The organism is Neobacillus sp. FW104-15D2 (genome assembly GCF_058790155.1).
In genome coordinates this window covers 26,556-41,149 of the sequence record NZ_JBYTCJ010000034.1, presented here as the reverse complement: position 1 = coordinate 41,149, position 14,594 = coordinate 26,556, and the positions used below count along the sequence as shown (strand labels likewise).

Here is a 14,594-nt window from a genome sequence, read left to right as displayed (position 1 = left end):
CAGCATAGCAATTTGGTCAACAAAACCAATAACATTTTTATATACAACAAGCTTTACTTTTTGCAATGTAGTTTCACTTTCTGTGATAATAGCATGCGCAACTCACTTATTGTAAATTGTTTACCATATAAACAGTCCAACCACCATGGCACTTAACAGGGAGACTGCCATTCCGCTTAAAAGTAACTTCCAGACGTTTCTTCCGATTATATGAGATTTTTCTTCATCAACGACGGAATTGAATGTACCATAAATCATCCCCACTGTACTGAAATTGGCAAATGACGTTAAGAAGGTCACTGCAACAGCGACTGTATGCGGGGCAAGGGTACTAATTTTATCCTTAAGGTCCAGCATTGCCACAAACTCATTGGTAGCAAGCTTGATTCCCATTAATTGAGCGACATACAAGGTGTCCTTACCAGACAAACCGAGCAGATAAGCGAATGGGCTAAAAATAAATGAGAAGATTTTCTGAATGGTTAATCCATGAACAAAGAATCCTAAAATTCCATTTAAACCCGCGGTTAGTGCTACATAACCGATAACCATTGCCGTAATGACAATAACCATCCGGATACCAACAAGCATACTGTTGGAGACGGTGGAAAAGAAATCCTTGCGCTGACCTTTCTCAGGTACAAATACGATATCTTCTTCCTTGCTCACTTCAACGGGATTTAACATATTTGCAATCAATAGGGCATTCAAACAGTTTAACGGTATAGCTGCAAATACATAAGTCGCAGGAACCATTGATAAATAAGCCCCTATGATGGACCCGCTGATACTGCTCATGCTCATGATCCCAAAAGTTAACAAACGCTGCTGACTTAATACACTGAGCTGCTGACGGATAACGGCAAGCGCTTCTGTGTTTCCTAAGAACATCATTTGGATAGAGAAGAAGCTCTCAAGCTTTGGCAATCCAGAAACCTTAGCAATTAACCAGCCTACTTTGTCAATAATCCAGGTCAGGATACCGAAATAGGAGAGGATATCAAAAAAGGTAATGATGAAAATAATAGGCATCAAGGCGCTAAAAAAGAAATCCACGTGCTCATTAGCCATGGCCGATGGGAAAACGAAAGAAATTCCTTCATTCGCACAGGAAATAAGCCATGTAAAGAAAGAGGCAATTTTATTAATAGTCCATGTTCCAATCTGGGTTGATAACATAAACCAGGTTATTAGAAACTCTACAATCAATAACAACACGATGAATTTCCACTTAACATTTCGTTTATTTGGTGAAGATAGATAAACTAGTCCTAATACAACTAAAACTCCTATCGCATTCAATAGAAAATACAAGGTCAAAACCTCCCATAAATATTATTCCTATAAACATTTTCCATATACAAAAAAGGCTCCTATTTTTCGCACTTTCAGCCCATAGGACAGAAAGTATGAAAAATAAGAGCAGGGTATGTAACATAGCTTCAGTAAAATGCAAATGAACCATAGAAACTTCACACTGATATTTAGCACACTTCCTCGTAGTCCTGCACTTTACGGCTGCCGGGTAGAAACTATCAGACCATGATAACTGATATTATACAAGGATATTTATTTTATAGGATAGATATCAGTATATCTTTTAGTTTGAATATATCAATATGTTTAGGAAATGTTGTAATTATGATTCTAGTATAAATTTTATGATTATAAATTTTTAGAAGGGGGGTAGCGGTAGAGGAAATATAGGGCAATTAATATTTTCAACGCGGCAAATCAAATATCTTCTTTAAATGAAAAATAACTGTGCCGGTGGAAGGCAGCAAAGCGATTTTTGAAAATACAAGGAATTATATCCACTGTGTGGGTGAGTAGACTTTTCATATTTATATATTCATTTTCTAAAACAGAAAGCGATAATTTGCTTCCTGTTTTCCACTGCTTCTCTTAGTAAATTATGCAATTTGAAAGGTCCTTTCACATTTTAATCTAAAAGCTAAAAAGTCATTAGAGATAGAAAAAGTACTAATACGAGGAACCACAGGGTGCCAATTACCTTTAATACTTGTTTTTCAAGATAATTTATAGCTTCATTTGCTATTTTTTTTCTTCCCATTATCGCTTATAATGAAGAATAAATATTTTAACTTTTCTGACAAATTGTATTTTTTTGGGAATTACATTGAAGAGACTAGTAGAGGTGAGCAGAGAAGGATGAATAACACTATATATTCAGAACAGGTGAATGTTGAGAAGAAGCTGCTTAGTTTAATCAATTCAACAAGAATTCTTACTTCCACACGCGATCTTAATTTAGTGCTTGAACGAATCATTGAAGAAGCTATTCAAGTGATTGAACCAGCCACTATTGGTGTCTTATTTTTATATGATGCCAAATCGAGGGCCTTAATTCCAAAAAGCAATGTTGGATTTGACCATGAATTTATGCGTTCGATCGTTTTAGCAGAAAATGAAGGAATGACAGGGAAGACCTTTTCTGCTAAAAAAGCCACCATTTTTTCCCACATCAAAGACACCCATTTAGCCATGTCAGATTTGAGCTCTGAGAACCATGATTTGTATTTTAAAGCCCTTGGTGTCCTGAAATATCCGGTTAGCACAATATGTGCCCCGCTTCTTTCATATGGAGAATGTATTGGAGTCTTAACAATCGATAGTTACTCGGATGATGTTAATTTTACTGAAAATGAGTTAATGCTTTTGGAGACATTTGCCAATCAGGCTGTCATAGCCATAGAAAATGCCAGACTATTTTCGCAAAATGAACGGGCTACAAAGGTATATACAGAGCTATCAAAAGTTTCGCTATCCAAAAAAGGTCTCCAGGAATTTACTTCATCACTATCGTCACTCATTAATCAAAAAATTGGTATCTTTAATGAATTTTTTGATGTAGTCTCTTCATGTTCTGACGCCGCACAATCCCTTGCCGTTGTGTTAAATCAAACCAATCCTATCTCTTTAAAAAAAGCTTTTCGGCGGAATGCCTATTCACATGAATGTCTCAATTTAAATGGAGTGGAGATAGAAGTTTTCTATTTTCCGATAAAATCGGATTTCATTAATATCGGCTTGCTAACGATTTTTGCCAATAAGGAAGGACTGGACCCCCTCGATATTTTTGCCATCGAACAGGCGATGATACTTTTTGGCCTGGAGATGGTTGCCCAGGAGAAAACATTGACAAACCGTTTTAAATATGAAGGCTACGTACTGGAGCAGTTGTTAAATAATCATGAGTCAGTGGCGGATAACCAAAACTATTTTTCAGAAAAAGATTTGTATATTTTTGTGAAGCTTGAGATTCAAATTTCACAACTTCCATTGGATCAAATAGCAGTCCGGATCCAAAAGTTTGGACGGTTATTATTACAGGAGCTGAGTTATTTTGATTTTAAGTCGCTTGTTTTAGAAAAAAATAATCAATACCATTTGTTATTTATAATTAAAAACCGGCCGTCGGAATATGAAATTATCAAGAAAATCAAAGTGTTCTTCAACCATTTGGACAGGAAAAGCCAAGAAGCGAATATTTTGGAGATGGTTGTGGGAATTGGCAGGATGTTTAACGAACTGCGAAACATTCAAATGTCGTTATACGATTCGGACAAATGTATCGATTATTTAAAGCTCGGAGCGGGCGGCAAGAATATTTTTTCCTATGATGAACTAGGTGTGCACCGCTTGCTTCTAAATGTAAATCGGCTTGACCTAAAATATTATGTCCAGGACAAATTGGGCGGAATTCTAGAATATGACCGAAAAAACAATTCTGAATTGCTGCAGACTTTAAAAGCTTTTCTGGATCGCAATCAAAACTTGAAAGAAACGGCGGAACAGTGTTACGTCCATCTGAACACTGTCAAATACCGGCTGCAGACCATCAAAAAAATTCTCAACGTGAAATCAATTTCTGGAGAATCCTTTTTTGAATTGCAACTGGCTATATATGCCCACAACTTTTACTTAAAATAATCTCAACCTATACAAAAAGGACAAATAGCAGAGTGGCTATTTGTCCTTTTTGTATATTTTTATATTATTCGGACTATTCTATAATTTTTCTAAACAGTTACTTTACATCATAACAGAAAGGAAGTAATGCTTTGACGTTTTCGATTACCGCACGCTGTAAAGAAACTGGAATGGTTGGAGTTGGGGTTTTAACAAAAGCTTTTGGTGTAGGATTCCTAGTTCCGTTTGTAAAAGCGGGGGTAGGGGCAATTTCAACGCAAGCATGGGTAAACACTTCGCTGGGATACAAAGGCCTTGAGTTACTCGAGAAAGGATTTAGTGCTGAGGATACTTTGGCCAAGTTAGTTGAGGAAGATCCGGGGAGGGAAGTAAGGCAATTAACGATTGTTGATGCAAAGGGAAACACGTTTGCCTTTACAGGGAGTGAAACCAATGATTGGAAAGGCCATATGATTGGCGACCAATTTGTCTGTGCAGGCAACCTGTTAACTGGTAAGCAGGTGATTCAGGAAATGGCCAAAGCATTTGAAAACTCCTCGGGAGAACTGGCGGAGCGTCTGCTTAAGGCTATTGAAGCGGGTCAAATGGCGGGAGGCGATAACCGCGGGAAGCAATCCGCCGCGCTGGTTGTCCAGAAGGATCCTTATTTCCCATATGTAAATCTAAGGGTGGATGATCATGAACACCCGGATTTTGAAATCAGAAGATTATTTGAAGTTCATAAACAAGGGCTACTGAAAATCTACGATGAATGGGTGGATGCCATTACGACAGGAAAGGACCCGGCAACCGTTATTAAATAAAAAGGGGGAAACGAAATGATGAAAAATAGACGATTTTTCGTCCAATTTACAGCCTTAGTTTTATTGTTTGCCATGATCTTGAGCGGCTGTTCAAGCCAATCTTCAACTAAAGCGAATAATAGCACGGTAGGATCAGAGGACAAAGGAGCATCCAAACCGAAGTCAGGCGGAATTTTAAAAGTGGCGGTCGTTACAGACCCAGTTGGATTGGACCCTCACTTGGCAAGTGCTGCTTCCACAATCCGAATTATTGAGAACGTATATAGCAGCCTGCTGCGCCTCGATACAAAAAAATACGGTGATCTCCAGCCGGATTTGGCTGAAAAATGGGAGATTTCAACGGATGGAAAAACATATACCTTCCATTTGGTACACGGAGTGAAATTCCATAACGGCCGTGAAATGAAAGCCGATGATGTAAAGTATTCATTTGACCGGATTATGAATCCAAAAACTGCTTCACCCCGGGCCTATCAGTTTAAAAAAGTAGAATCAATCAAAGTTGTTGATGATTATACAGTTGAAATTAAATTAAAGGAACCGTTTGCCCCTTTATTAACGGTACTCGCGGCGCCTACAAGTGCGATTGTTCCAAAAGAAGTCGTTGAAAAAGAAGGTGACCTGCAAAAAGTGGCTGTCGGTACAGGTCCATTCAAGTTAGAAAAGTATATCCCGCAAACAGAAATCGATCTTGTGAAAAACAATGATTATTACGTAAAAGGTCTTCCTTATCTGGACGGAATTAAAATCACCCCAATGTCAGATGAGTCCTCAAGAACTACAGCTCTACGTACAGGAAACGTTGATTTAATTGAACAGCTTCCAGCAAAGGATGTTGACATTCTCAAAAAAGACAGTAATGTCATTGTCCAGGGCGGACCAGGTACAACCTATGATTATCTTGGTTTTAATATGAATAAAGCTCCATTCAATGATGTGAAATTAAGACAGGCGATTTCTTATGTCATTGACCGCAAAGAACTAGTTGATTCAGCGATGTATGGACATGCTACTGCAATTGACGGCGGACCAATTCCAAAAACGCACTGGGCTTACCACGACTTCACCGCGTATAAGCCAGACATCAAGAAAGCTAAAGAGCTACTAAAAGAAGCAGGATATGAAAAAGGTTTGAGTTTCACCATTAAAGTAGGTTCTGCTTACAAAATGCAGGTAGCAATGGCACAAATCGTTAAGGAACAGCTTCAGCAGGTCGGAATTAATGCAAAAGTACAGCAAATGGAATGGGGCCTCCTATTGGATGACTGGAATAAAAAGAACTTTGATGCAATGGTTCTTGGCTGGGTTGGTGCCGTTGACCCTGATGAATGGCTATACTCCCAGTTCCACTCCGGCGAAGATTGGAATGCCTACGGTTTAAACGACCCTGAAACAGATAAGTTGCTCGAACAAGGCCAGATTGAAACCGATCAGGAAAAGCGTAAAGAAATTTACGGTAAAGCGGAAGAAAGAATCGCTGAAATGGCGCCATATGCGTTCTTTGAAGTAGAAGACCAGTATGAAGGCTTAGTGCCACAATTAAAAGGCTATAACACTATGCCAACAGGCTCCTTCATTGGATTTAGAGATGCCTGGTTAAACCGTTGATAACTTCATAAAAGAGAATAAAGCCCATATCAATTGGGCTTTATTCTTTAGGCTTTTAAACTTTATGAATGTAATGCTGCAGGGCGTAATGTGCTTCATTAGATTGGAAGAATAGCAGGTTCAAGGGGTGGACATTTCATTGATAGAGTCGTTGGTCGAAAAATTAACTGATTCATAACGTGAGACATCATACCTTGTCCACTTTAAGCAGTGGAAATTGAAAAATCCCACATACGATAAAAAGGAGGATGAACGATGGGAAATTATATTTTGAAGAGACTGGGAATGCTTATACCGGTATTAGTAGGGATTGGTACGATTGTATTTTTTTTAATAAGCCTAATTCCCGGAGATGCGGTTTCAGTCATGCTTGGAACTAACACGGATCCGCATGTAGCAGCGCAGCTTCGTAAACAGCTTGGTCTTGATCAGCCTGTCTATCTCCGTTATTTCACATGGATGCTAGGAGCCATACACCTCGATTTTGGAGAATCGATCCGGACAGGTAACCCTGTAATGGAGGAATTCTTTTCCAGGCTACCGGCGACATTGGAGCTGGCCTTTCTTTCAATGATAATCTCGCTGATTATTGGTATTTCAACAGGTGTTTTTTCCGCTTTTAAACGGAATTCTATCTTCAGCCACATCAGTTCCACACTTTCCTTAATAGGAATTTCCATTCCGGGATTTTGGCTTGGAACCATGTTAATTCTGCTTATATCGTTAAAATTTAATGCGATTCCACCAGGCGGATTTGTTCCGTTTGCTGAGGATCCGCTGCAAAATCTGAAACTGATGATTTTGCCATCATTAACACTCGGAACTGCAATGGCCGCCGTTGTTATGAGGATGACACGGTCTGCCATCTTAGAAGTCATCGAACAGGATTATATGAAAACGGCACGAGCCAAAGGTGTAACACCGCATTTGTATAAATACAAACACGCGTTTAAAAATGCGCTGATTCCAGTCTTAACAGTTGTCGGCATCCAGGCGGGGTACCTGCTGGGCGGAGCCGTGATAATCGAGGAAGTATTTGCGCTGCCTGGAGTAGGGCGCCTTGCGCTGCAGGCAATTAACCAGCGTGATTATCCGCTAGTACAGGTAACCGTGCTCATGTTTGCCCTGGGATTTGTTCTGATTAACCTCATTGTAGACCTGATTTATGCCCTTATTGATCCAAGAATTAGATATGAGTAAAGGAGTGGTTACGGAGTGGAAACAACAAAAGTGCCAGAGATTCCTAGTATACTAGCCCTTGAGAAAAAGGAACAGGAAGAGGTTTCACAAGGTTTTTATCTTCAATCCTTTAAAAAGCTGGTTAAAAACAAGCCCGCGATGATTGCGTTGATATTTGTCCTTTTAATGGTCTTAACCGCTGTTTTTGCCAAATACATTGCCCCGTTCAGCCCGACTAAGATGTATGCTGTCCACCGACTTGAGGGCCCGTCATCCAAATTCCTTATGGGGACGGATGAATTTGGACGCGATATATTAAGCCGTGTGATTTTTGGTACGCAAATCTCATTAAAGGTCGGCTTGATTTCCGTTGGGATCGCCATTGTATTTGGTGTAAGTCTTGGCTTGCTTGCCGGTTATTATAAAGGCTGGATTGACAACATCATTTCAAGATGTATGGATATTTTATTCGCGTTTCCGGATATTTTGCTCGCCATTGCCATCATGGCCGTATTAGGCTCCAACCTAACAAATGTCATGATTGCGATTGGAATTGTGTCAATTCCGATTTTTTGCCGCATCACCCGCGGAGCCGTCCTTACAGTAAACGAAGCCCAATTTATAGAAGCTGCGAAGTCACAAGGGGTAAGGGATATTGTGATCATGGTCAGGCATATTTTACCGAATATCGCTGCTCCTATTATCATTCAGGCCACTTTGAGCCTGGCGCTGGCAATCCTTGCTGAAGCAGCCCTTAGCTTTCTTGGCCTTGGAACCCAGCCCCCGGATCCTTCTTGGGGAGTGATGCTCAATACTGGCCGCGGAATCATGGAAATCGCTCCTTGGGCAGCCATTTTCCCGGGGATTGCCATCATGGTTACCGTGCTAAGCTTTAACATACTTGGAGATGGATTACGGGATGCACTGGATCCACGCTTGAAAAAATAAGAGGAGTGGTTATAGATGGAAGCATTGCTCGAAGTTAAGGAATTAAAAGTAACCTTCCCAACAGAAAACAAACGCCGGATCAGAGCGATAGACGGAGTCAATTTATCCGTAAGAAAAGGAGAAATTCTTGGTCTGGTAGGGGAATCAGGTTCAGGTAAAAGCATTACCAGCTTATCCATCATGGGCCTAATTTCTGAAAGCGCCAAAATTGAGGGTGAAATTAATTTTTATAAGGAGAATTTGTTGAAAAAATCAGAGTCAGAAATGAGGAAGGTGCGCGGGGAAAAAATCTCAATGATTTTCCAGGATCCAATGACCTCTCTGAATCCTGTCTTTACGATAGGCAACCAGATTAGCGAAGCCATCACATTACATCAAAATGTTTCAAAAACGGAAGCCGAAAAGCGCGCTATAGAACTATTAAAACTGGTAGGGATTCCATCGCCCAAAGAGAGGCTTAAGGAATATCCACATAAATTCAGTGGAGGGATGAGGCAAAGGGCTATGATTGCCATGGCGCTTGCTTGCGAACCCGACTTACTAATCGCCGATGAACCGACAACTGCCTTGGATGTAACGATCCAGGCGCAAATCCTTGATCTATTAAAAGATATTCAGCAGAAAATGGGTATGTCCGTCATCCTCATTACCCATGACTTGGGAGTGGTTGCGGAGACATGCCATCGAGTGGCTGTTATGTATGCTGGCCACATTGTCGAGGAAGCAGATGTTATCACCCTTTTTAAAAATCCCCGCCATCCCTATACAAGGGGACTCATTAATTCGCTGCCAAAGTTAGGCTCGAGCGAAAGGCTGACACCAATACAGGGGCAGCCTCCGCAATTATCTGAGGAAACTGTAGGCTGCCGGTTTGCTTCAAGATGCCCATATGTTACCCAGGAATGCTTGCAGCATGACCAGGTTCTTCAGCAGATTGGCGAAGGCCACCTAGTTCGCTGCCATAAGGAGGTTGGCTAAATGGAACAATTACTCGAAGTAAAACAACTCACAAAGCATTTTGAGATTAAAAATGGCTTGTTCGGTCGCAGCAAAGGATATGTAAAAGCCGTAGACGGAATCGATTTATCGGTAAGAAGAGGCGAAACACTAGGGCTTGTTGGAGAATCAGGATGCGGGAAATCCACGCTGGGTCGGATGCTGCTTCGTTTAATAAATGCCGACAAAGGCGAGATCCATTTTGATGGAAGTGATCTTTTAAAACTGAATAAAGATCAGCTCCGCAAAAAACGCAGGGATATGCAGATGGTGTTCCAGGATCCCTATGCCTCTTTAAACCCAAGGTTATCAGTAGGTGAAATTATCCGGGAACCACTGCGGACGCACGAAAATATGAGTAAGGAAGAGCAGTTGCAAAAGATAAGGGATTTGCTGGAAGTAGTGGGGCTTAATAAATCGCATCTAAACCGTTATCCACATGAGTTCAGCGGTGGGCAGCGGCAAAGGATTGGCATTGCCCGTGCGCTCGCACTTAACCCAAAACTGATCATTGCAGATGAACCTGTTGCGGCATTGGATGTATCCATACAGGCTCAAGTATTAAATCTATTAAAAGACCTGCAAAAAGAGTTTGATTTGACGTATGTTTTTATAGCCCATGACCTTAGTGTTGTACAGTATATCAGTGACAGGATTGCCGTGATGTATTTAGGGAAGATTGTGGAGATTGCGGAAAATGAGGAACTGTACAAAAATCCAAAGCATCCATATACAAAAGCCCTGCTTTCAGCGATTCCAATACCGGACCCCACCATTAAACGGGATCGGATCATTTTGAAAGGCGATCTGCCAAGCCCATTAAATCCGCCTACCGGCTGCCGATTCCATACACGCTGTCCGTTTGCCCAGGAAAGATGCCGTCAGGAAGAACCGGAATTGAAATATGTTGGCGGCTCTACTCAGCAGGTCGCCTGCCATTTCGCATAAAAGAGGAGGAGTTTTTTATGTATGCAAAAATTCTATTCTTTGATATTGAAGGCAGCGGCTATGTTCCGCAGGGAGATAAAATGGTGACAAAGCCAGCGATGTTTATTTTGCACGGCGGTCCCGGCTGTGACCATACATACTACAAGCCCTGGCTCACGCCACTTTCAGAGCACTTACAATTAATTTATGTGGACCATAGAGGTAACGGTTTATCAGAAAGAACGGATATAACCACTTATACGATGAAGCAAATGGCGGACGATGTGGATGAACTGCGCAAATATCTCGGTCTTGAAAAGGTTTATATTTTTGGGAATTCTTTCGGCGGCATGCTCGCGCAGGTTTACGCTATTAATTATCCGGACAGCGTGGAAAAATTAATTCTGGTCACAACGAGCCCAAGCTCAAACTTTGCTGAAGAAGCTTCTGCTATGGCTGAGAAATTGGCTAATCCGGAACAGCTTGCCGTTGCCAATGATATTTTTGAAGGGAAAGTGAAAACAGAGGAAGAGCTGGCTAACTGGTGGAAGGTGATGACCCCTCTTTACTTTTACAACAAGGATGAAAAAATCATGGCTGAAATGGGCGGTCGGATGATTACTTCGCTTGAAGTTGGCGATTATATGTTCCGACATGAGCTCTCGAACTTTGATTTGCGCGAGCAGCTGAGAAAGGTGCAGATAGAAACACTGGTAGTTGGAGCACGGCATGACTGGGTGACGCCTGTCTCGCAGGCGGAAGAGATTCATTCCCTTCTGCCGAATTCAGAACTGGTAATCTTTGAAAACAGCGGCCATATGCCTTTTATTGAAGAAAATAAGAACTTCAATCAGCTGCTGCTGAGCTTTATTCGGAAAGTTGCTGCTGTAAACCCGGCGTAAACTATTTGGGACAAAATTGCTTTCATTTTGCGGAAGCAATTTTGTTTAATAAGGAGGATGTTTGATGGTTGAAATAATTGATTCCCATACCCATGTTGATAAGCTTGATGATTTTGGTTTTGAAGATTCGCCAGAAAAATTAATAGATTTAATGGATGAAGCGGGAATAAAGAGGGCAGTCATCATGACTTATTGTGACGCACCGGTCCTGAAGGAGAATGGCCTTGATTATATCGTAGAATCTGTAAAAAAGTTTCCAGACCGCTTAATTGCATATGCCAGGCTACACCCCCTTGCCAAAGGAAAAGCAATGAAACTATTGGAACAAGCAGTGCGCGACTGGAATTTCAAAGGCCTGAAATTCCATCCTGAAAGCATCACGGTCCATCCGTATCATGAGCTATCGATTGAACTGATCAAAAAAGCAGGCGAGTTAAACATTCCGACCTTATTCCACTGTGGGGATGAATCATTGAGCCTCCCGCTGCAAATCGCGGAAGCAGCCGAAAAATGCCCCGGCTCGAAAATCATCCTCGGGCATATGGGTGGTTATTTCCATGTGGACGATGCCATAAGGGTTGCGGAGAAATATGAAAATATTTATCTCGAAACCTCTGCGATGCCTTATCCTGAAAAAATTAAAGAATCAGTGAGGCGTATTGGCGCAGAAAGAATATTGTTTGCAAGTGACGGGCCAGGCTGCAATCCGGATCTTGAAGTCAAAAAGATTAAGTTTTCCGGAATCAACGATAAAGAATACAGGCTGATTATGTCTGAAAATTATGAGCAAATATTGGAGCGGGTTGGTACAAGATAAGGAGGGATCGAGATGATTATAGATTCACATGTCCATGTTGGAAAATCAATCTTTGGCTACGAATTGGCTCTTGAAGACCTATTAATCACTATGGAAAAATATGAAATTGATAAATCGGTCATTTGCCCTGTTCAGCCGTTTTCTTATCATTTGGAGCCGGAAAATGACTTTATCGCGGAATTGGCCGCCAAGAATTCAGATAGCTTAATAGGATTCTGCCGGGTAGATCCAAGGCAGGGTGACAAGGCTGTTAATGAAGTTAAACGGTCAGTATTGGAACTAGGATTAAAGGGGCTGTTTTTGCATCCATGGGAAGAAGGATACAGGATTACAACAGATTATGTGCTTCCTGTAGTAAAAGAAGCGGCTGACCTCGGGATACCAGTAATGATTGCGAGCGGGTTTCCATGGCTGTCGCATGCCTTGCAGGTTGGAGCGGTTGCTGAGCAGTTGCCGAATGCCAACATCATCATGACGAATGGCGGACAAATCAACATCAGCGGATTGGCCCAGCCGGACTCTTATTTAGCGATGCAAAAATACAACAATCTCTATTTTGAAACTTCAGGTGTGTACCGCCAGGATTTCATTGAAAACTCGATTCAGAGGTACGGATCGGGTCGGGTTTTATTTGGCAGCAACGCACCGAAATTGAACCAGGGCTTTGAGCTTGAGCGTGCCAAGTCCGCAACAAAACGGAACGAAGCTGCCCGGGGGGATTTACTCGGGAATAATATAGCGAAGCTGCTGGGGATTGCCGAAGCAGTTTCGTCCTGAGTAAGTATGAGGCGAAACTCCGCACATTTTCGAGTGGTGGAAAATCAACACGGAGAGTTACTGAAGAAATCTGAGTATTTAGATAGGTTCGTATAAAGGAATGGTCAAACAATCTTATCATCTTTTAATAGGAGGGGTTTATCAAAATGATAGGTTCACAAACAACAGGAAACCAATTTAACAAAAGCACGATAGACAAAGTCGTGATTGGAGTGGGAGCTTTTGAAAATCATGGTTCCCACATGCCTTTCGGGACTGACGCTTTGATTTCAAATACACTTGCAGAAAAGCTGGCTCATCGTGTTGAAGGGTTAATGGTTCTTCCTCCCATCAACTACGGATTAAGCCAGCATTATAATCATCTTTCTTTTACCGTCAGCCTTAGCCCCGATACAATCATTAATGTCATAAAAGATGTACTGAATGAAGTCGTCCGCAATGGAATCAAGAAAATATTAATCATAAATGGACATGACGGCAACATCGCGCCTATCGAATTGGCTGCCCGTCAGGTAAAAGTGGAACACCCCGATGTGACAATCGCCTCCTTAAACGACTGGTGGGTGGCAGCAGGAAAAATGGTGCCTGAAGGATTTTTTGATAAATGGGGTGGCCTTGGCCATGCGGGAGAAGGAGAAACGTCAATGGGATTAGCTCTGTTCAAGGATTTGATTGAAATGGAGCATGCCAAAGGTGTCATTCCTCAACTGCCGGAACATGTTGAAATAAAGTGGAGATTCGAAGAGCTGACTAATACAGGGGCCTCAGGTGATCCAAGTGTTGCGACAGTGGAGAAGGGTAAAATTCTCGAAGAAAAAGTGTTAACCGTATTGGAGAACTTTATCCGTGAAATGGACGAGACAGATTGGTCTTATGGCCTAAATGAAAAGATATCTGAAAAGTTGTAAGGGGCCTGAAGCAATGTTCAATTTAGAAAATAAAGTCGCCATTGTTACCGGGTCGGCCAGGGGAATTGGCAAGGGAATTGCAGCACTGATGGCGAATTTGGGTGCAATTGTCATCGTTAATGATCTAAATGAGGAACAGGCAAGAGTAAGCGCCTCCGAAATGGGGGCTGCTGAAGCGATAAAAGCAGATGTTACCTGCCCGGATGAAGTTAATCACATGGTTAAAAGAGTGATAGAAAGGTTTGGTAGGATCGATATTCTGGTCAATAATGCCGGCATTATCGGCATGGATAAAGTAGAAGACCTAACTTTGGAGAAATGGAACAGAATGCTTAGCGTGCATTTAACCGGAACCTTTCTTTGTTCTCAGGCAGTCATCAAATATATGAAAGAAAAAGGATCTGGAAAAATTATCAATATTTCGTCCAATTGGGGCCAGAGGGGGGCTGCCGAGGCAGTCCATTATTCAACAGTTAAAGCAGGAATCATTGGTTTCACCAAGGCTTTAGCCAGAGAGGTAGCCGGAAATGGGATTTTGGTAAATTCGATAGCACCCGGCCCGATTGACACTGAAATGATTGCGGAAGAAGCAATGCAGTTAGGTGTAAGTGAAGAGCAAGTAAGGTGCAATTTGATTAAGAGCATACCGATAGGCAGGCTGGGGGAAACGAGAGAAATTGCAGGTGCAGCAGCCTATCTGGCCAGCGATTATGGGAACTTTTATTGCGGCCAGATTATTGCACCAAATGGCGGGGAGGTCATGTAAATTTTAAAA

Annotated in this window: 13 protein-coding genes and 1 riboswitch; of the genes, 12 read left to right on the top strand and 1 reads right to left on the bottom strand. The window is 41.7% G+C overall.

Features of this window, described 5'->3' with window-relative positions:
* Positions 1-120: 120 nt before the first annotated feature.
* Positions 121-1,314: a nucleoside transporter C-terminal domain-containing protein gene (locus AC3WR0_RS21535; protein ID WP_492554217.1), complete on the bottom strand. Its 1,194-nt coding sequence runs from the start codon at positions 1,312-1,314 to the stop codon at positions 121-123.
* A gap of 166 nt (positions 1,315-1,480) precedes the next feature.
* Positions 1,481-1,583, bottom strand: a riboswitch (purine riboswitch).
* Positions 1,584-2,172: 589 nt separating this feature from the next.
* Between AC3WR0_RS21535 and AC3WR0_RS21530 the strand changes: the two genes are divergently transcribed.
* The 12 genes from AC3WR0_RS21530 (at position 2,173) to AC3WR0_RS21475 (ending at position 14,585) form a co-directional block, all read left to right on the top strand.
* Positions 2,173-3,954: a helix-turn-helix domain-containing protein gene (locus AC3WR0_RS21530; protein WP_492554216.1), complete on the top strand. Its 1,782-nt coding sequence runs from the start codon at positions 2,173-2,175 to the stop codon at positions 3,952-3,954.
* A gap of 131 nt (positions 3,955-4,085) precedes the next feature.
* On the top strand, positions 4,086-4,757 hold the full coding sequence (locus AC3WR0_RS21525) for a DUF1028 domain-containing protein (RefSeq protein ID WP_492554215.1): 672 nt from the start codon (positions 4,086-4,088) through the stop codon (positions 4,755-4,757).
* Positions 4,758-4,772: 15 nt separating this feature from the next.
* Positions 4,773-6,365 carry an ABC transporter substrate-binding protein gene (locus AC3WR0_RS21520; RefSeq protein ID WP_492554214.1) on the top strand — a complete coding sequence of 531 codons (1,593 nt, stop codon included), beginning with the start codon at positions 4,773-4,775 and terminating at the stop codon, positions 6,363-6,365.
* Between the two features lie 255 nt (positions 6,366-6,620).
* Positions 6,621-7,565, top strand: coding sequence for an ABC transporter permease (locus AC3WR0_RS21515; protein WP_492554213.1), 945 nt, complete (start codon positions 6,621-6,623; stop codon positions 7,563-7,565).
* Positions 7,566-7,580: 15 nt separating this feature from the next.
* Positions 7,581-8,492 carry an ABC transporter permease gene (locus AC3WR0_RS21510; protein WP_492554212.1) on the top strand — a complete coding sequence of 304 codons (912 nt, stop codon included), beginning with the start codon at positions 7,581-7,583 and terminating at the stop codon, positions 8,490-8,492.
* A 15-nt stretch (positions 8,493-8,507) separates the two neighbouring features.
* A complete protein-coding gene (locus tag AC3WR0_RS21505; protein ID WP_492554211.1) occupies positions 8,508-9,470 on the top strand; it encodes an ABC transporter ATP-binding protein in 963 nt (320 codons plus the stop codon).
* The gene (locus tag AC3WR0_RS21500) at positions 9,471-10,436 is read left to right on the top strand and encodes an ABC transporter ATP-binding protein (RefSeq protein WP_492554210.1); all 966 of its coding nucleotides are present in this window, start codon (positions 9,471-9,473) and stop codon (positions 10,434-10,436) included.
* Between the two features lie 17 nt (positions 10,437-10,453).
* Positions 10,454-11,317 (top strand): alpha/beta fold hydrolase, encoded by an 864-nt coding sequence (locus AC3WR0_RS21495; RefSeq protein ID WP_492554209.1) that lies wholly within the window; start codon positions 10,454-10,456, stop codon positions 11,315-11,317.
* 64 nt (positions 11,318-11,381) lie between these two features.
* Positions 11,382-12,134 (top strand): amidohydrolase family protein, encoded by a 753-nt coding sequence (locus AC3WR0_RS21490; protein ID WP_492554208.1) that lies wholly within the window; start codon positions 11,382-11,384, stop codon positions 12,132-12,134.
* Positions 12,135-12,146: 12 nt separating this feature from the next.
* Positions 12,147-12,911: an amidohydrolase family protein gene (locus AC3WR0_RS21485; protein ID WP_492554207.1), complete on the top strand. Its 765-nt coding sequence runs from the start codon at positions 12,147-12,149 to the stop codon at positions 12,909-12,911.
* Between the two features lie 146 nt (positions 12,912-13,057).
* Positions 13,058-13,819 carry a creatininase family protein gene (locus AC3WR0_RS21480; protein WP_492554206.1) on the top strand — a complete coding sequence of 254 codons (762 nt, stop codon included), beginning with the start codon at positions 13,058-13,060 and terminating at the stop codon, positions 13,817-13,819.
* A gap of 13 nt (positions 13,820-13,832) precedes the next feature.
* Entirely contained in the window at positions 13,833-14,585 is a 753-nt protein-coding gene (locus tag AC3WR0_RS21475) for an SDR family NAD(P)-dependent oxidoreductase (RefSeq protein WP_492554205.1), read from the top strand.
* Positions 14,586-14,594: the final 9 nt, after the last annotated feature.

Coding starts and splice junctions, on each gene's coding strand:
- AC3WR0_RS21530 (WP_492554216.1), top strand. CDS start 2,173: ATGAATAACACTATATATTCAGAACAGGTGAATGTTGAGAAGAAGCTG.
- AC3WR0_RS21520 (WP_492554214.1), top strand. CDS start 4,773: ATGATGAAAAATAGACGATTTTTCGTCCAATTTACAGCCTTAGTTTTA.
- AC3WR0_RS21515 (WP_492554213.1), top strand. CDS start 6,621: ATGGGAAATTATATTTTGAAGAGACTGGGAATGCTTATACCGGTATTA.
- AC3WR0_RS21505 (WP_492554211.1), top strand. CDS start 8,508: ATGGAAGCATTGCTCGAAGTTAAGGAATTAAAAGTAACCTTCCCAACA.
- AC3WR0_RS21500 (WP_492554210.1), top strand. CDS start 9,471: ATGGAACAATTACTCGAAGTAAAACAACTCACAAAGCATTTTGAGATT.
- AC3WR0_RS21495 (WP_492554209.1), top strand. CDS start 10,454: ATGTATGCAAAAATTCTATTCTTTGATATTGAAGGCAGCGGCTATGTT.
- AC3WR0_RS21490 (WP_492554208.1), top strand. CDS start 11,382: ATGGTTGAAATAATTGATTCCCATACCCATGTTGATAAGCTTGATGAT.
- AC3WR0_RS21485 (WP_492554207.1), top strand. CDS start 12,147: ATGATTATAGATTCACATGTCCATGTTGGAAAATCAATCTTTGGCTAC.
- AC3WR0_RS21480 (WP_492554206.1), top strand. CDS start 13,058: ATGATAGGTTCACAAACAACAGGAAACCAATTTAACAAAAGCACGATA.
- AC3WR0_RS21475 (WP_492554205.1), top strand. CDS start 13,833: ATGTTCAATTTAGAAAATAAAGTCGCCATTGTTACCGGGTCGGCCAGG.